The organism is Corynebacterium vitaeruminis, assembly GCF_001054325.1.
Lineage (GTDB): Bacteria > Actinomycetota > Actinomycetes > Mycobacteriales > Mycobacteriaceae > Corynebacterium > Corynebacterium vitaeruminis_A.
Genome location: NZ_JVVM01000021.1, coordinates 1 through 16556, shown reverse-complemented (window position 1 = coordinate 16556; position 16556 = coordinate 1). Strand labels below are relative to the sequence as shown.

14 protein-coding genes and 2 tRNA genes are annotated in these 16556 nt (G+C 58.2%); 11 read left to right on the top strand and 5 right to left on the bottom strand.

Annotated elements, in window-relative coordinates:
• Positions 1-69 precede the first annotated feature (69 nt).
• Genes yidD through rpmH form a run of 3 tightly spaced genes read right to left on the bottom strand, consistent with a single transcriptional unit; the run spans position 70 to position 900 of the window.
• On the bottom strand, positions 70-402 hold the full coding sequence (gene yidD, locus ADA16_RS10975; protein ID WP_082150668.1) for a membrane protein insertion efficiency factor YidD: 333 nt from the start codon (positions 400-402) through the stop codon (positions 70-72).
• Positions 362-742, bottom strand: a complete 381-nt coding sequence (gene rnpA / locus ADA16_RS05810; RefSeq protein ID WP_048760013.1) for a ribonuclease P protein component — start codon at positions 740-742, stop codon at positions 362-364. The genes yidD and rnpA overlap by 41 nt, the downstream gene beginning before the upstream one ends.
• A gap of 20 nt (positions 743-762) precedes the next feature.
• On the bottom strand, positions 763-900 hold the full coding sequence (gene rpmH / locus ADA16_RS05805) for a 50S ribosomal protein L34 (RefSeq protein WP_005511646.1): 138 nt from the start codon (positions 898-900) through the stop codon (positions 763-765).
• A gap of 692 nt (positions 901-1592) precedes the next feature.
• Here rpmH and dnaA point away from each other — a divergent pair.
• The 7 genes from dnaA (at position 1593) to ADA16_RS05770 (ending at position 12240) form a co-directional block, all read left to right on the top strand.
• Positions 1593-3335 carry a chromosomal replication initiator protein DnaA gene (dnaA, locus tag ADA16_RS05800; protein ID WP_048760012.1) on the top strand — a complete coding sequence of 581 codons (1743 nt, stop codon included), beginning with the start codon at positions 1593-1595 and terminating at the stop codon, positions 3333-3335.
• 501 nt (positions 3336-3836) lie between these two features.
• On the top strand, positions 3837-5027 hold the full coding sequence (gene dnaN, locus ADA16_RS05795; RefSeq protein WP_048760010.1) for a DNA polymerase III subunit beta: 1191 nt from the start codon (positions 3837-3839) through the stop codon (positions 5025-5027).
• Positions 5028-5036: 9 nt separating this feature from the next.
• Positions 5037-6254 carry a DNA replication/repair protein RecF gene (recF, locus tag ADA16_RS05790; RefSeq protein WP_048760007.1) on the top strand — a complete coding sequence of 406 codons (1218 nt, stop codon included), beginning with the start codon at positions 5037-5039 and terminating at the stop codon, positions 6252-6254.
• A 5-nt stretch (positions 6255-6259) separates the two neighbouring features.
• A complete protein-coding gene (locus ADA16_RS05785) occupies positions 6260-6922 on the top strand; it encodes a DUF721 domain-containing protein (RefSeq protein ID WP_048760006.1) in 663 nt (220 codons plus the stop codon).
• 288 nt (positions 6923-7210) lie between these two features.
• Positions 7211-9250, top strand: coding sequence for a DNA topoisomerase (ATP-hydrolyzing) subunit B (gene gyrB, locus ADA16_RS05780; RefSeq protein WP_048760003.1), 2040 nt, complete (start codon positions 7211-7213; stop codon positions 9248-9250).
• A gap of 102 nt (positions 9251-9352) precedes the next feature.
• The gene (locus ADA16_RS05775; protein ID WP_048760000.1) at positions 9353-10240 is read left to right on the top strand and encodes an alpha/beta fold hydrolase; all 888 of its coding nucleotides are present in this window, start codon (positions 9353-9355) and stop codon (positions 10238-10240) included.
• A gap of 47 nt (positions 10241-10287) precedes the next feature.
• Positions 10288-12240: an alkaline phosphatase family protein gene (locus ADA16_RS05770; RefSeq protein ID WP_048760081.1), complete on the top strand. Its 1953-nt coding sequence runs from the start codon at positions 10288-10290 to the stop codon at positions 12238-12240.
• Between the two features lie 13 nt (positions 12241-12253).
• Here the strand turns inward: ADA16_RS05770 and ADA16_RS05765 are convergent, their stop codons facing one another.
• On the bottom strand, positions 12254-12592 hold the full coding sequence (locus ADA16_RS05765) for a hypothetical protein (protein ID WP_048759998.1): 339 nt from the start codon (positions 12590-12592) through the stop codon (positions 12254-12256).
• Positions 12589-12816 carry a CopG family transcriptional regulator gene (locus ADA16_RS05760; protein WP_048759995.1) on the bottom strand — a complete coding sequence of 76 codons (228 nt, stop codon included), beginning with the start codon at positions 12814-12816 and terminating at the stop codon, positions 12589-12591. Before ADA16_RS05760 ends, ADA16_RS05765 begins: the two co-directional genes overlap by 4 nt.
• Before the next feature lie 272 nt (positions 12817-13088).
• Between ADA16_RS05760 and gyrA the strand changes: the two genes are divergently transcribed.
• The 4 genes from gyrA to ADA16_RS05740 all read left to right on the top strand — a co-directional run bounded on the left by gyrA (position 13089) and on the right by ADA16_RS05740 (position 16323).
• Positions 13089-15605, top strand: a complete 2517-nt coding sequence (gene gyrA, locus ADA16_RS05755; RefSeq protein WP_239659366.1) for a DNA gyrase subunit A — start codon at positions 13089-13091, stop codon at positions 15603-15605.
• Positions 15606-15609: 4 nt separating this feature from the next.
• The gene (locus ADA16_RS05750) at positions 15610-15942 is read left to right on the top strand and encodes a DUF3566 domain-containing protein (RefSeq protein ID WP_048759990.1); all 333 of its coding nucleotides are present in this window, start codon (positions 15610-15612) and stop codon (positions 15940-15942) included.
• Between the two features lie 203 nt (positions 15943-16145).
• A tRNA-Ile gene (locus tag ADA16_RS05745) sits at positions 16146-16219 on the top strand.
• A gap of 31 nt (positions 16220-16250) precedes the next feature.
• Positions 16251-16323 (top strand) — tRNA-Ala (locus ADA16_RS05740).
• Positions 16324-16556 lie beyond the last annotated feature (233 nt).

The following is a 16556-nucleotide window of genomic DNA, read 5'->3' as shown; positions in this document are numbered from 1 at the left end:
TTCTTTAGGGGACAGCGCACTTGCGCCTTCGTCTACGAAGCCTTGTCAAAGGCTAAGCATTACTAGAGGTTACCTGTGCATTCGCTTCAACCACGAACCCAGGCCGGGGAATGTGGAAGGAACCGGGTCCCAGCCACCGGGATGCCAGGGTGCACAACGAAAGATACGCAATAAAGTCAGCCACAAACCGCGGAACGCTCCGAAGCGACGCACGGCCTCAAGACCGTAAGCGGAGCATGTCGGTTCAAAACGACAAGTGCTCGTTGGCTTCAGATTGGAGATACGACGGCGGTAGAAGAGAATCGCCCTCTCAGCCACACGTGCACCGGGGACCTGGGCAAGGGGGCCGTCGTCAAGCGAATTAGCGCCGGCGTTCGTAGGCGGCGAGTGCCGATTGCACATCGTGGGACAGCTCCTGGCTGGTGGCTGTGGCAGATGCGGGCAGCGCGCGAACGACAATGTCCATGGTGGACGGAAGATCCTGCGCAGCCGCGGCCATGATATGGCGAAGCTTGCGAGATACTGCGTGACGAGTCACTGCGTTGCCTACAGCTTTAGATACGACAAGACCGACACGCGGACCACCAAACCTGGCAATCTGTGTGTCGGTCTTGTTTTCACCGCCAAGAATGGCGGTGTCACGAATATGCAAGACTAAGGTCTTGCGTCCGATTCGGCGTCCACGTCGTACAGTGACCGTGAAGTCACGCGAAGAACGCAGCTTGTTGCTCTGAGGGAGCACCGAAATCGGCGTCCTCTTACTTAAGCGGACAGGCGGGCACGGCCCTTGCTGCGGCGTGCTGCCACAACGGCGCGACCGGAACGGGTACGCATACGGGTACGGAAGCCGTGCACGCGTGCACGACGGCGGTTATTCGGCTGGAACGTCCGCTTCGACACGGTTGACACTCCTTGAAACTCAAACGACCACGAGTCCACGCTGAGCACACCGCAGTAACCCCTCGCTTTGAGTGCGAAGCAGTAGTGCGCCTGACGCATTCCCGTGATGCACGGAAAAATTACTTGCCGACAGATTAAAAGCTACAAGCGTTCTGTCGGGTCCAAGCACGAGCTCGGACTCATATCTCAATGGATATGAAACACCCAGATAGGGTACGTCGAATCGAACGAAAAATTCAAATCAACACGCCGGAATTACCTGGACTAACTTTTTCCAAGTTCTTCGACAGTACCGATGTTGACCTGTGGAAATGCTAGTCAATACACCGCAATCCACAGGCCATGTATCAACTGAGCTGTGGATAACTTCCACACCAGGAATCACAGCGAGCAGGGGAAATATCGCGTTTACCTAGGTAAACGCAGACTAGGGGGTCGTTTTTCATTGTGGGCAAACTGTGGATAAGCTGTTAGTCAATTAGCGACAAGGTTTATCCACAGGTGTGGACAAACATGTGGAAGTCCTGCTCGGGGCCTATACCGCCTTGTGCAGAAACACCCCACAGGGCGAATTACAAAAAATAGCCCCCAAATGGGAATCCATGGCACTTTTGCTATGCCCAAAGCACTCCACAAAACAGGTCGCCACGATAAATTTGACGAACGTAAACATGTAAAAGGACATTCACACAGTGAGCGAACAACCAGAATTGCCAGGCGGACTCTGGGAGCAGGTAGTTTCCATCCTGACTTCACCAGAAGGTGCGCCGGAGTTAGGTATTGCACCGCTCCGCCCTCCGCACAAGGCGCTGCTGCGGTCGGTAACGCACACTGGTGACTTTCCGGGTTTTTTCCTGCTCAGTACCCAATCGCCAGTTGTCCAAGCCCTGGTAAAAGAAGAGCTCAAAGGCATTATTGAGACTGTTTTAACCTCGTTGACCGGCGAAGAATTGGAAACGGTCATCACCGTTGCCGATCCTGCCGATGATGCAGATGAGGGCCAGGCAACAGAGGCTGTCCAACCATCTGGACAGCAGTCTCCACAGCACTCCGAACAGGTCTCATCTACAGCCTCACGTCCACCGCAAGCTCAGCGCCAGCGGCCAAATCAGCAGCAGTCTGGCCGTAATTACCCGTTCCCCAACGCTGGTTCGAACGACTTTAATCTCCATGAGCAGCACCAGGGATCGGCGCCGACTCACCAGGTGCACCAGCCGAATGTCCACAGTCAGCAGGGTGCCCAGTCACAGCGTCGTCCAATGGATGCCGTCGATTCCATGGCACAGGGACTTTCGCACTCATCGGCCGAAAATCCGATGACTATTGCTGATCAGCGCCAGGTCACAAGCCCTTTCCAATCTGAAAGCCACGGCACTCCGACGGAAATGAGCATGCCTTTCGAGGAGCCTACGCTCAACCCGAACTACACCTTCGAGACCTTTGTTATCGGTCCGCAGAATAAGTTCGCCGCCGCTGCCGCTGTCGCTGTTGCCGAGTCCCCGGGGCGCACCTACAACCCGCTGTTTATCTCCGGCGGTTCCGGTCTCGGCAAGACACACCTGCTCCACGGCATTGGTCACTACGCCAAGCATTTGTACCCTAACCTGCGGGTTCGTTACGTTTCCTCTGAAGAGTTCACCAACGACTTTATTAATTCCGTGCGTGACGACGCCCAGGAATCCTTCAAGCGTCGCTACCGCGATCTGGACATGCTCATCATTGATGACATCCAGTTCTTGGAGGGCAAGGAAGGTACGCAGGAAGAGTTTTTCCATACTTTTAATGCCCTGCACCAGTCCAATCACCAGATTGTGCTGTCGTCCGACCGCCCACCACGAGAGCTCAAGACCCTGGAGGATCGCCTTCGCACCCGCTTCCAATGGGGCCTCAACCCAGATTTGCAGTACCCGGATCTGGAGACCCGAATCGCAATTCTGTCAAAGAAGGCGCAGCTGTCTGACCTGGTAGTTCCACATGATGTACTCCAGTACATCGCGGAAAACACTTCGTCTTCTATTCGTGAGCTCGAAGGGCGTCTACTGCAGATCAGCGCTCATGCATCCATGATTCATGAGCCTGTGACCTTGAAGTTTGCGCAGGAGATTCTCGGCGCTGATGAGATTGAGGTGCAGATTACCCCAGAGATCATCATCTCCACCACGGCTGAGTACTTCGACCTCACAGTTGCGGATCTGGTGGGCCCAGGCAAGACTCGCCCGGTTGCCCATGCACGCCAGATTGCGATGTACCTGACGAGGTCCTTTACTGAGCTTTCGCTGCCGTCGATTGGGCGAGAGTTCGGAAATCGTGACCACTCGACGGTTTTGCACGCTGAACGCAAGATCGTTAAGGAAATCCAGGAAAAGAAACCCTCAAAGGACCAGGTCAACGACCTGACCACGCGCATTCGGGATCGAGCTCGCGGGACGGCCTAATACCTCGAGCTCGGAGTGCGGAATTCTTGTTATTAACTGCGGTTTTTCCGTGCACAGAGCTGTGGACAACTAGCAAATTTTGTGGATAAAAGTTGGAGTCCGAACAGTGTCCACAGACACCTCTAGTTATCCACAGCTAGACACACTGGTTATCCACAGTCTGAAACCCCTGAAGACCAGCGGGAATCATGTAATTTCACAATGTGCACACCCCCTATTACTCCTCCCAACGTTAAAAATCTCTAGAAACTTTTAGATAAAAGGAGGCCTGCGCACAACCTCGGGCGAACAACCTCTGGCGCACAACTTCGAAAATCCCAAGAACGACTAAGACCTACGATTAAGCACTCAACGGACTGCAACAAACTCAATGAGCTCTTTGGCAGTCTGCAGTAGAGTTGTACGATGGAATATTTGTAACTCCAGTCATGTGTGCTGACATCGCGCGCTGACAATACAAAAGACGGCTAATAACAGACATCCAATACCGGTGGAGGAACGATGGAGCAGACCGAAGTCCGTATTCGCGCGGCTAAGGACGATCTCGCGGGTGCGGTGAGCTGGGTTGCTCGTAACCTGCCTGCACGCCCGACTCAGCCGATTCTGCGTGGCATGATTTTTCTCGCGGATGACAATGGTTTGCAGCTCGCTGGCTATGACTACGAGGTCTCCACTCAGATTCGTATTAGCGCTGAGGTCGATGAGCCCGGTCGCTTCGCCGTCAACGGCAAGTTGGTTTCTGACATTGTCTCTAAGCTGCCGAATAAGCAGGTAGAGATGCACTTTGATGGCACTAAGGTCATCGTTCGCTGTGGTTCTTCCCGCTTCGAGCTGCCAAGCCTGACCTTGGAGGACTACCCGCAGCTGCCAGAAGCTCCGGCCGCCACCGGTACTGTCGACGCCTCTCTGCTGGCTGAGGCTATCGGTCAGGTCGCCGTCGCTGCCGGCAAGGATGAATCGCTGCCGATGCTGACCGGTATCCGGATGGAGACCGAGGGCAACGAGGTCACCCTCGCCGCTACCGACCGTTTCCGCCTGGCGGTTCGCAGTTTTGAGTGGGAGCAGATCCCGGAGGGCGAGACCAAGCTGCTCATCCCGGCCAAGACCTTCGCGGAGACTGCTCGTACTCTCGACACCAGCTCCAGCGAGCCCGTGACTTTGGCATTCGGCGACGGCTCCGATGACCGCGAGGTCGGATCGGAAGGTCTGTTGGCGATTCTCGCCGATCCGCGTCGCACCACCACGCGACTGCTGGATGCCGAGTTCCCGAAGTTCCGTCCGCTGCTGCCGAAGCAGCATTCCTCCATGGCTGTTGCCCGTGTTGACCAGCTGCAGGATGCCATCCGCCGTGTGTCCCTGATGGCAGATCACGGTGCGCAGATTCGCATGGACTTCTCCGACGGTCAGGTCGTTCTCTCCGCCCACGGTGACGAGGTCGGCCATGCGGAAGAGACCGTGGCCTGTGATTTCTACGGGGAACCGCTGCTGATTGCCTTCAACCCGCAGTACCTGCTGGAGGGGCTCAGCGCTGTTCGCTCCCACCGCGTTCTGCTGGGCTTCACGCAGCCGTCGCGTCCTGCGATCCTCATTCCGGAACCGGAGGAAATCCCGGAGCTCGGTGAGGACGGCTTTTACCCAACTCCGGAGACTGACTTCACCTACCTGCTGATGCCTGTGCGCCTGCCGGGCTAGTCTGCGACTATGCACATTCGGTATTTGTCCTTGCGTGACTTCCGCTCCTGGCCGGAGTTGGAAGTCGAGTTCACGCCTGGAATTACCGTATTTACCGGGCAAAATGGCTACGGCAAGACCAATATCGTCGAGGCCGTTGGGTATCTCTCCACGCTCAGTTCACATCGAGTTTCTACGGATGCTCCGCTGGTCCGCTCAGGTAGCCCGTCGGCACGCATTTCAGCGACGGCGGTCAATGACGGCCGCGAGCTGACAGCGCATTTGCTCATCAATCCGCATCGCGCGAACCAGGCGCAGATTAATCGCACTCGGCTGAAGTCCCCGCGGGAGCTACTGGGAATCGTCAAGTCGGTCTTTTTCTCGCCCGAGGATCTCACGCTGGTCAAGGGCGAGCCCGCCGCGCGTCGCCGCTATATCGACGATCTGCTCGCTTTACGACGGCCACCGTCCGCCGGTATCCGCATTCAATATGACAAGATTTTGCGTCAGAAGAATGCGTTACTGAAGTCGGCGAGCTCGACGCTGCGCCGTGGCTATTCTTCCTCGGAGGGGCAGGCCGCGCTGAGCACACTGGATACCTGGGATGCGCAATTAGCCCAGGTGGGAGCAGCGTTAATGGCTGCGCGCATGGACTTGATTGCCGAGCTCTCCGAGCATGTCAGCCAGGCGTATGCCACCCTTGCACCGCACTCGCGGCCGGCCACGATTGCCTATGCGCCGAAGGTCGACAGCCTGGACGGCGGGCCATTGCCCAGCGAACCGGAGCTGCTCGAGGCATTGCTGCTGACTAAGATGGCCACGCGTCGCACCGCGGAGATTGAGCGCGGTTCCTGCCTTGTCGGTCCGCATCGTGATGATCTCGATCTCATTCTCGGCAACGACCCCGCTAAGGGCTTTGCCAGTCACGGCGAGACCTGGTCTTTTGCGCTCGCGCTGCGCCTCGGTGCGTACTTTTTGCTCCGCGCCGATGGGCCCGACCCGGTTTTGGTGCTTGACGACGTGTTTGCGGAGCTCGACCGGCACCGTCGGGAAGCACTCATGGACATTGCGCAGCAGGCTGAGCAGGTGTTGATTACCTCGGCGGTGGGAGAGGAGTTGCCACAGGCACTGGTGGAGGACTCGTCGGTGACCCATCACACGGTGACGGTGACGCAGACTGAGGAGGGGCGAATCTCGCTGCTGGATGCTGATGCTGACCCAGACATAACCCCAGTCGCGGAAGAGTGACGGGTATGGTCGAGAACATGGCACCGGATAACTCGCCGGAAGAGGAAAACGACCTAATCAGCGACGCTTTCTTCCGCATGCGTACTGCCGCTAAAGAGGGTGGTCACAAGTTACCGAATCTCCAGCGGCCACCGAAGAAGAAGGGCTCGTGGGCGGGTCTCGATAGTCGTGTGCCTGTGAAGGCCGCGGAGGGGATTGTCGCGGACGTCGATAAGCAGCGTGCAGTGCAGGCAGTGGTGCGAGATCGCGCCGGCACGGTGATTTCGCCGAGCCTGTTGAAGGAATCGGGGATTCGGCTATATCGGAAATATGACCGTCGACCTGCGCCGATTGGTGCGGTGCTGAATAAGGCCGTCGTTGATCGAGGTTGGCAGATTCACATTGCCCACGGTGTGATTATGACGGAGTGGGATTCGATGGTCGGCAAGGTTGTCGCGGAGCACTCCCAGGTCAAGGAGTTTAAGGACGGCACTTTGGTGGTCGAGTGCCAATCGACGGCATGGGCAACACAGCTGCGGTTGGCGCAGCGGCAGGTGCTGAAGTCGATTGCGGAGCGTGTCGGTGATGGCGTGGTTGAGGAAATTAAGGTGTTGGGCCCGAAGGCGCCGAATTGGCGCAAGGGCAAATTGCACATCGAGGGGCGAGGTCCGCGTGATACTTACGGGTAAAGGTCGGTAAATGGTCTACGAATAACCGTCAGTATGCGTAAAACTGCGAAATTTGGTCCTTTGAGCGCATCAGCTATATCCACAGTAGGGGACTACGTTGGGGTAAGATGGGCAGGAGAATATCGGCAGGCGGTTCTTGGAACGCTATCGACGCCTAACTAGCCAGTCCTATCTAGTAGACCTAGGTAGTTCTGTCTAGCACTGATAGCGCTTAACCGCCGGCCTATTTTTCGCGCGCTGACGAATGTTGCGCGGGGAGAGAACCAAGAATAGGAGACGCGCCGAACCGTGGCTGCTACCGAACATCAATATGACGCCTCATCGATTACCATCCTCGAGGGCCTCGAGGCCGTGCGTAAGCGACCGGGTATGTACATTGGCTCGACTGGTGAGCGTGGCCTGCACCACCTGGTGTGGGAAGTTGTAGATAACTCCGTCGATGAGGCCATGGCGGGTTACGCCACCGATGTTGAGGTCACGCTGCTGGAAGACGGAGCCGTGGAGGTCCGCGATAACGGCCGTGGTATTCCGGTGGAAATGCACCCGTCGGGCATGCCGACGGTGCAGGTAGTTATGACTCAGCTGCATGCCGGCGGCAAGTTCGACTCGGAGTCCTACGCCGTTTCCGGTGGTCTGCACGGCGTGGGTATTTCGGTGGTCAACGCGCTGTCGACGCGCATGGAAACCGAAGTCATCCGTGATGGCTACATCTGGTACCAGAACTTCGACCACGCAGTTCCGGAAGAAATTATCCGCGGTAAGAAGACTCGCGGCTCGGGTACCACGCAGCGTTTCTGGCCGGATCCGGAGATTTTTGAGACCACCGATTTCAAGTTCGACACCATTGCTCGCCGTCTGCGCGAGATGGCGTTTTTGAACAAGGGCCTGACCATCACGTTGGTGGACAAGCGCGTCTCCGAGGAGGAGCTCGAGGCCGAGGCTCTGGCGGAGCAGGCGGAGACCGAATCTGCTGAGGTCGCCAAGGATGCGGCCGCTGCCGAGCAGGAAAAGGCCGAGAAGACCACGAAGCCGAAGGAGCGCCGCAAGGTCTTCCACTACCCGAATGGTCTGCGCGATTATGTCGAGTCTCTGAACAAGTCGAAGAACATCATCCACCCGACCATCATTTCCTTCGATGCTGCAGGTGAGGGCCACGAGGTCGAGATTGCAATGCAGTGGAACTCGGGCTACTCCGAGTCGGTGCACACCTTTGCCAACACCATTAACACCATCGAGGGCGGTACGCACGAAGAGGGCTTCCGTTCTGCGCTGACGTCGTTGATGAACCGCTATGCCCGTGAGCACCGGCTGCTGAAGGAGAAGGAAAATAACCTCTCCGGTGAGGACTGCCGTGAAGGGCTTGCCGCCGTCATTTCGGTGAAGGTCGCCGATCCGCAGTTCGAGGGCCAGACGAAGACCAAGCTGGGTAACACCGAGGTGCGTTCCTTCGTCCAGCGTATGACCAATGAGCACATCGGTCACTGGCTGGAGGCCAACCCAGCTGAGGCTAAGGCCATTGTTAACAAGGCCATTGCTTCGGCACATGCCCGTCAGGCGGCTCGTAAAGCCCGTGACCTGGTGCGTCGTAAGTCCGCAACGGATCTCGGAGGCCTGCCGGGCAAGTTGGCTGACTGCCGTTCGAAGGACCCGAAGCAGTCCGAGCTATTCATCGTGGAGGGTGACTCCGCAGGTGGTTCCGCAAAGGCGGGCCGAAACTCGCTGTTCCAGGCCATTTTGCCGCTACGCGGTAAGATCCTGAACGTCGAAAAGGCGCGCCTGGATAAGACGCTGAAGAATAACGAGGTCCAGGCCATTATTACGGCGCTGGGCACCGGTATTCACGATGAATTCGACATCGAGAAGCTGCGCTACCACAAGATTGTGCTGATGGCCGACGCCGACGTCGATGGTCAGCACATTGCCACGCTGCTGCTGACGTTGCTGTTCCGTCTGATGCGTCCGCTGATTGACGAGGGGCACGTCTACCTCGCCCAGCCGCCGCTGTACAAGCTCAAGTGGGCCAAGGGTGAGCCGGGCTACGCTTACTCCGACGCCGAGCGCGATCAGCTGCTGGAAGCAGGCCTGGCTGCCAACCGCAAGATCAACAAGGACGACGGCGTCCAGCGCTACAAGGGTCTCGGTGAGATGAATGCTGCTGAGCTGTGGGATACCACCATGGATCCGGATCACCGCGTCCTGCGTAAGGTCGCTCTTGAGGACGCGCAGAAGGCCGACGAACTGTTCACCATTCTGATGGGCGATGACGTTGCTTCACGACGTTCGTTCATCACCCGTAATGCGAAGGACGTTCGCTTCCTCGACGTCTAAACCAGTATTTGGTTTGTAGTCTGGTTATCGGCTTGTCAGTTCCCCTGACAAAACCTCAGTTCAGCCATTAATGTTTATGAAATGGAAGATACTCGAGGAAGCATGGTCAACGGGGAACCGCCGGCTGAGCCACGTATTGTGCAGGAGACATTGCCCGATGGCTCCGTGACCCCGATGGCGCTTCGGACTCCCGAAGGTACGCCTCGGGGCATCGTCGTTATTTGGCCGGGCTTTGGCATGGGGGCTCGCTATTACCGGCCGATTGCCCAAGAGTTGCAGCGCCGAGGTTTTTGCGTCCTGACCTCGGAGCTGCGCGGCCAGGGTAACCAGACTGCGGTGGCCACTCGTGGCCACAACTGGGGCTACCAGGATCTTGCATCGGTGGATTACCCGTTGGCCGTGGCGCGTGCGCGTAAGGAGTTCGACCACCTCGCGGCAGGGGAGAGCACAGGGGAGAAGCTGCCGGTCTACCTGCTGTGTCATTCCATGGGCGGCCAGATTGCCTCGCTGTATCTGGCTCGACCGGAAGCGGACGTGGCTGGCGTAGTGATGGTCGGCTCCGGTACTCCGCACTACAAGTGTTTTACTGGCAACGAGTACAAGCGGCTTCGCTACGGCGCACCGTTTATGCAGGTAGTGTCCCAGATTCTGGGTTATTGGCCAGCGGGCAGGTTTGATGTGGCCGGCTACGGCCGACAGGCCCGTAACCATGTGGTGGAGTGGGCGCGATTCTCGCGCACGGGTCTCCTGCGACCGCGCGGTGCGGACATCGATTATGCCGCTGAGATGCCTAAGGTGACCACCCCGGCGCTGCTGCTGAACTGTGGCGGTGACCGTGACTGCCCGGCGGCATCGGCGCAGGCGTTGGCGCGGATGTTGCCGAATTCGGCGAAATACGAGTTTATTGAGCAGCGCCTAGGACATAACCGGTGGGCACGTGAGCCGCAGGCTGTGGTTGACCGCTTCGAGCGGTTCCTTGAAGAAATTTAAACCGCAATTTTCCAACCTGTAATCTGCGCTTCTTAACGTAGATGCTTATGGCAACATCACCTAAAAAAATATCTGAGTTTTCCCGTCGACACTTCCTGCAGACCGCTGCAGGAGTCGGTGCCGTCACCGCTGCGAGCACGCTGCTGCCACCATCACTGCGTCACGCGCTCGCGCAGCCCCGACCGGCTGGCTCTCTTGACCAGATTGAGCATGTCGTCGTGTTGATGCAGGAAAACCGCTCTTTTGATCACTACTTCGGCACGCTCCGAGGGGTGCGAGGGTACAACGACAATTCCGCTTTACCGGGTGTTTTCAACCAGAGCGGGATCACTCCGTACTTGATTCGCAATGCTGCCAATCGCGGTGATCTCTCGGTGGAGTACATCGCAAGTTTGCCTCACGGTTGGGAAGACGGGCAGGTTGCACTAAACGGCGGCCGCTGCAACGGCTGGATTGAAGCCAAGGGCAAGGGCACGATGGCCTGTTATGACCGCCAGGACATCGCGTTCCAATTCGCTCTCGCAGAGACGTTCACCATCTGTGATGGTTACTTTTCCTCGATGCCTACGTCGACAAGCCCGAACCGCAACTACCTGTTTTCGGGTGACACCCGAAAGGAACCGTGGGGGACTGGAGCGGTTGGCAACGCGGCGTATGAGCCGACGCACCCGGGGTATAAGTGGCGCACTTATGCCGAGGAGCTCACGGAGGCAGGGGTGCCGTGGCGCGTCTACCAGGAGTGGGATAACTACACGGACAACAACCTGGATTTCTTTGCCGCGTTTCGAAATATTGGCCGCAAGGTCATTCGTGAGGCCGGGCTGCCGGGGCTCGATATGACGGGTTTTCATGAGAAGCTACTGGAGCTGGGCGATGGGATGCCGCCAACTGCAGAGCAGCAGGAGATGGTCGATCGTTTGAATGCCGCTGTGGAGAAGCTGCCTGATGCGGAACGGGATCTCTTCAATCGCGCGCTGCACCGCCGCCAGCCGGGTACACTAGCCGACGCTTTCCGACGGGATATCGAATCCGGGCAGCTGCCAAAGGTGTCCTGGATTGTGCCTTCGGCTGCGGAAAGTGAGCACCCCGGAGCGTCGTCGCCAATTCAGTCGGCGAATATCACCTACCGTCTGTTGGATGCGCTGGCCTCCAACCCGGAGGTGTGGGCCAAGACGGTCTTCCTGATTAACTTTGACGAGTTTGACGGTTACTTCGACCATGTGGTGCCGCCGCTGCCGCCAAAGAATGAGCCGGGGGAGTGGTACTTGAGCAAGCCGAAGGGGCTCGGCTTCCGCGTCCCGATGACTGTCATTTCACCGTGGTCGGTGGGTGGCCTGGTGTCCTCGGAGGTCTTCGATCACACTTCGGTAATCCGTTTCCTGGAGCAGGTTACTGGTGTGGGCTGTGGAAACATTACTGATTGGCGTCGTCGGGTCTGTGGTGATTTGGTATCCACGCTGGACTTCTCGGCGTCGGCGGGAATGCAGCTTCCGGAGCAGCCGGGGCCAGCCCCGGAGTTTGTGAAGCGCTGGGAGGCGGAGCCGGCCGGTGACTATCCGGTGCAGGAGTCCGAGCAGGCGACCGCGCTGCCAACGCCGTACCGGCTCCACGCCTACCTTAAAGACGGCAACCTTGTGCTGGTCAACGACGGTTCCCGCGAGGCTGTTTTCGCTGTCTATAGTGGCAACAGGGTGGAGCACCACACAGTGCTCGGCACGTTAGAGCTGCGAGTTGGGCTCCTGGAGCGCGAACTTACCGTGTGCGGCCCGGACCGCTTCCTGCGTGTCTTCAGCAAGACGGCGAAGGAGTTGCCGGAGGTTACTTTGGAGCACGCGGCGGGACGTGTTCTAGTTGGCGGGCAGGACCGCACGGCTGATTATGTCCGTGATGGCTGGTACGAGGTCGAGCTGACTGAAGGTGAGGCCACGGCGTACTACACGGGTCGGTTGGAGTCCGGCAATCGCATTCCGACGAGCCCGTTCACCCGAAAAATCGACTAGGCCGCGTCTCTGGCTAGATGCCGCTTTTGACCAGTTCCCAGGTCTCTGCGAATGACACTTCTTCCCCGTTGGCGGTGAGGAGTATATGCGCGAGTAATGTGCCCAGCGCGGTGTTGCCGAAACTCAGTGGTTTCACGTGAAACGTTGCGTAAGCGGCCGCCTGTGCTGCCGCAGAGACTGTGGGGAAACTATGGTGACCAGCGATGACTCCTGAGCTGGCGGCGGCAATGGCGCTGATCGCCCATGGTCGCGCAAGTGTAGCGTCGGTCAATTCCGACACTTTGACCACCAGTTCGTCGGTAGCCGCCAGGATTGCGGCCTCGCTGAGAGGTTGAATTTGAGGTGCGCTCATTCTTGTCCTCCGCGGGCCCTCGGGGAGCTCAAGTTTCGCAGCAGCGCCATGTCGGTATCAATCACGCTTGCCGTAATTTCCCTGGCCTGGCCTTGTTGAAGGGCTCTCCGGGCGGCGGATTCAATGGCGCGAATGGCTGCTTCGTGTTTGGATACGCCCTCCATTTGCGCCAGCAGTGCCAGGGCGGTGTCCTGTTCTTTCGTGAGCCTCAAGGTCATCGCCATCGCGCATTTACTCCTTGCTACCTAGCCGCGCTTCCTAACTGCGCTGGTTTGTTTCGCGCTATCAGGCTTAGAAACCGAGTATTTGATACCACAATGGTATCGAAAAGTTGCGCACGGCGTCGTAAAGCGGGCTCTAAAGCCCTGTAGAATGGGTGCGAACCTCTTTTAAGTAAAGGAAGCAGTCATTGAGCGACGATAACAACAACGACGGCTCATCCTTCGGAAGTGGAGTATTGGGCCACCAGGTTCGCCCGATCGACATCAATGAAGAGATGCAGTCGAGCTATATCGACTACGCCATGAGCGTGATTGTTGGCCGTGCGCTGCCGGAGATCCGTGATGGTCTCAAGCCGGTGCACCGCCGCATTCTCTACGCCATGTTCGACAACGGCTACCGCCCAGAGCGCGGTTATGTGAAGTCCGCAAAGCCGGTCTCGGACACGATGGGTAACTACCACCCGCACGGCGACAGCGCTATTTACGACACCATGGTGCGCATGGCGCAGCCGTGGTCCATGCGCTATCCGCTTGTCGACGGTCAGGGTAACTTCGGCTCCCGCGGTGACGACGGTCCCGCAGCTATGCGTTATACGGAGGCCCGTCTGACGCCGTTGGCCATGGAAATGGTGCGCGACATTCGCGAAAACACCGTTGATTTCCAGCCGAACTACGACGGTCGTACGACAGAGCCTGTTATTCTGCCGTCGCGTGTCCCGCAGCTGTTGATGAACGGCTCCGGCGGTATTGCCGTCGGTATGGCTACCAACATCCCGCCGCACAACCTTCGTGAGGTCGCGGATGCCATCAACTGGTGCCTGGACAACCCGGATGCGGATGAAAAGACCACGCTGGATGCGGTCATGGAGCGCATCAAGGGTCCGGATTTCCCAACTGCCGCCCAGATTGTCGGCGACAAGGGCATCAAGGAGGCCTACACCACCGGCCGTGGCTCGATTCGCATGCGCGGTGTGACCTCGATTGAGCAGGAGGGCACTCGTCAGTCGATTGTCATCACTGAGCTGCCATACCAGGTCAACCCGGACCGCATGATTGCCAATATCGCAGATCAGGTCAAGGATGGTCGTCTGCAGGGCATTGCCTCCATTGATGACGAATCCGATCTGAAGTGGGGCATGCGCATCGTCGTCAAGCTCAAGCGCGACGCCGTGCCGCGTGTGGTGCTGAATAACCTGTACAAGCACTCCCAGCTGCAGACCAGCTTCGGCGCGAACATGCTCGCCATCGTCGACGGTGTGCCACGCACGCTGCGTATTGACCAGATGGTGACGCTGTACGTCGCCCACCAGATTGAGGTCATTGTCCGACGGACCCAGTTCCGCCTGGACGAGAAGGAAAAGCGTGCCCATATCCTGCGTGGCCTGGTCAAGGCTCTGGATATGTTGGACGAGGTCATCGCCCTGATTCGCCGGTCTGCCACGGTCGATACCGCGCGCACGGGCCTGATGGGTCTGCTTGAAATCGACGAGATTCAGGCTGACGCCATTTTGGCGATGCAGCTGCGTCGTCTGGCTGCTCTGGAGCGCCAGAAGATTATCGACGAGTTGGCTGAGATTGAGCTCGAGATCGCCGACCTGAAGGACATCCTGGCCAAGCCGGAGCGTCAGCGCGCCATTGTTAAGGAAGAGCTGGGCGAGGTAGTGGAGAAGTACGGCGATGACCGTCGTACCCAGATCGTGGCCGCTGAGGGCGACGTCACAGAAGAGGACCTCATCGCCCGCGAGAACGTGGTCGTGACCATTACCTCCACGGGCTACGCCAAGCGCACCAAGGTCGATGCCTACAAGGCACAGCGCCGTGGTGGCAAGGGCGTGCGCGGTGCGGACCTGAAGCAGGACGATATTGTCCGCCACTTCTTCGTCTGCTCCACGCACGACTGGATTCTGTTCTTCACCAACAAGGGGCGTGTCTACCGTCTCAAGGCCTACGAACTGCCGGAGGCCACTCGCGCCGCCCGCGGTCAGCATGTCGCCAACCTGCTGGAATTCCAGCCGGAAGAACGTATCGCCGAAGTGCTGCAGATTCAGAGCTACCAGGACAGCCCGTACCTGGTGCTGGCCACCAGCGAGGGCAAGGTCAAGAAGTCCCGCCTGGAGGACTACGAGTCCGCTCGCTCCGCTGGCCTGATTGCCATTAACCTGCGCGAAGGCGACTCCCTGATTGGTGCTCGTCTGTGCTCTGCTGACGATGACCTGCTGCTTGTCTCTGAGCGCGGACAGGCCATTCGCTTCACCGCCTCCGACGACGCGCTGCGCCCGATGGGCCGCGCCACTGCCGGTGTCCAGGGCATGCGCTTCAAGGGTGACGACAAGCTGCTCAGCATGGTCGTGGTCGAGGAAGAGCACAACCTGCTGGTCGCCACGACCGGCGGCTTCGGCAAGAAGACCAAGCTCAGTGAGTACGCCCCGCAGAACCGCGGCGGTATGGGCGTGCTGACGCTCAAATACGACCCGAAGCGTGGTCCGCTGATGGGCGCTCTGGTGGTCGACAACGACGATGAAATCTTCGCTGTCACCTCCGCCGGCGACATCATCCGCACCAACGTCAACGAGATTCGCGCCACCTCGCGTGCCACCAAGGGCGTGCGCCTGGTCAACCTCGCTGACGGCGTGGAACTGCTGGCTATCGACCGCAATGTTGAGGATGAGGGTGAGGAGACCGCTTCGAAGGTCTCTGAGGCCGGAACCCTGGACGTAGTCCCGAAGCGCACCGGCGCCACCAAGAGCACCGGTGCCGCCGAGTCCGGTGACTCGGAGGCGGAGAAGGAGTAAGCGCATGGCCGAAACTAACTTGGTAGTCGACAAGGTGAGTCCCTGGTCCGCCATGCGCATTACGGCGGCCACTGGCTTCATTGGCTTCCTCGTCTGGCTTGCCGCGATCGGCCTGCTCTACCTCTTGCTCTCCGGGATGGGATTGCTCGCTCCGATTAGTGAAATGATCGGCGGGGAGGATTCCATCAGCGCGGGTCTTGTCCTTGGCCTGGCGGCCGCTGTAGGTGCGCTGTGGTGGGTGCTGTCGATTGGGTTCATGGCCCTCGGCGCGGTTATCTACAACGCGTGCGGCGGTCTCGTCGGAGGTCTCAAGATTTCGCTTGCCGACGACAGCTAGGCTGCTTTGCCTCCCGCTGACCCCGGTGTCACCCCCGTTCGGTGGCTCCGGGGTCGCTTTGGTTCAGAGGAGTTTTTAGTGAAATGGTCATGGAGTAGCTGTAATGACTACTTAATGACTGCTTTTTAACCTAATATTTAGGCCTCTGACCAGGCGATTTGTGAAGTGTCATGGTTACGGGTTAAGTTATATCTCGTTCCACGGGGCCTATAGCTCAGGCGGTTAGAGCACTTCGCTGATAACGAAGGGGTCGGAGGTTCAAGTCCTCCTAGGCCCACTACCGAACAAGGTATAATTGCTCGGTGTACGGGGCTTTAGCTCAATTGGTAGAGCACCTGCTTTGCAAGCAGGAGGTCAGGGGTTCGATTCCCCTAAGCTCCACAAGGAACAAAATCCCCCGGTCGTAAGGCCGGGGGATTTTTGCGTTCTGGGAATGCAAAGGGGGGGTAAGGGGTTAAGTAAAGAAAAGTGTGTCTTTCCCGTGTGCGTCGTGATTATTTGATCCAGCCTCTGGCTACTTACCCCAATGCGAGTTACTGACTGCATTTATGTCAAAAATGGCCTGAAAAATGGCTTGAAAGTGTCATAAACTCGCACAGTTTCACATTTGCAGC

Excerpts from the sequence above, each read along its gene's own strand:
- ADA16_RS05765 (WP_048759998.1), bottom strand. The coding sequence starts at position 12,592 with ATGAGCGCACCTCAAATTCAACCTCTCAGCGAGGCCGCAATCCTGGCG.
- dnaN (WP_048760010.1), top strand. The coding sequence starts at position 3,837 with ATGGAGCAGACCGAAGTCCGTATTCGCGCGGCTAAGGACGATCTCGCG.
- yidD (WP_082150668.1), bottom strand. The coding sequence starts at position 402 with ATGTGCAATCGGCACTCGCCGCCTACGAACGCCGGCGCTAATTCGCTT.
- ADA16_RS05775 (WP_048760000.1), top strand. The coding sequence starts at position 9,353 with ATGGTCAACGGGGAACCGCCGGCTGAGCCACGTATTGTGCAGGAGACA.
- ADA16_RS05785 (WP_048760006.1), top strand. The coding sequence starts at position 6,260 with ATGGTCGAGAACATGGCACCGGATAACTCGCCGGAAGAGGAAAACGAC.
- ADA16_RS05770 (WP_048760081.1), top strand. The coding sequence starts at position 10,288 with ATGGCAACATCACCTAAAAAAATATCTGAGTTTTCCCGTCGACACTTC.
- recF (WP_048760007.1), top strand. The coding sequence starts at position 5,037 with ATGCACATTCGGTATTTGTCCTTGCGTGACTTCCGCTCCTGGCCGGAG.
- ADA16_RS05750 (WP_048759990.1), top strand. The coding sequence starts at position 15,610 with ATGGCCGAAACTAACTTGGTAGTCGACAAGGTGAGTCCCTGGTCCGCC.
- gyrA (WP_239659366.1), top strand. The coding sequence starts at position 13,089 with ATGCAGTCGAGCTATATCGACTACGCCATGAGCGTGATTGTTGGCCGT.
- ADA16_RS05760 (WP_048759995.1), bottom strand. The coding sequence starts at position 12,816 with ATGGCGATGACCTTGAGGCTCACGAAAGAACAGGACACCGCCCTGGCA.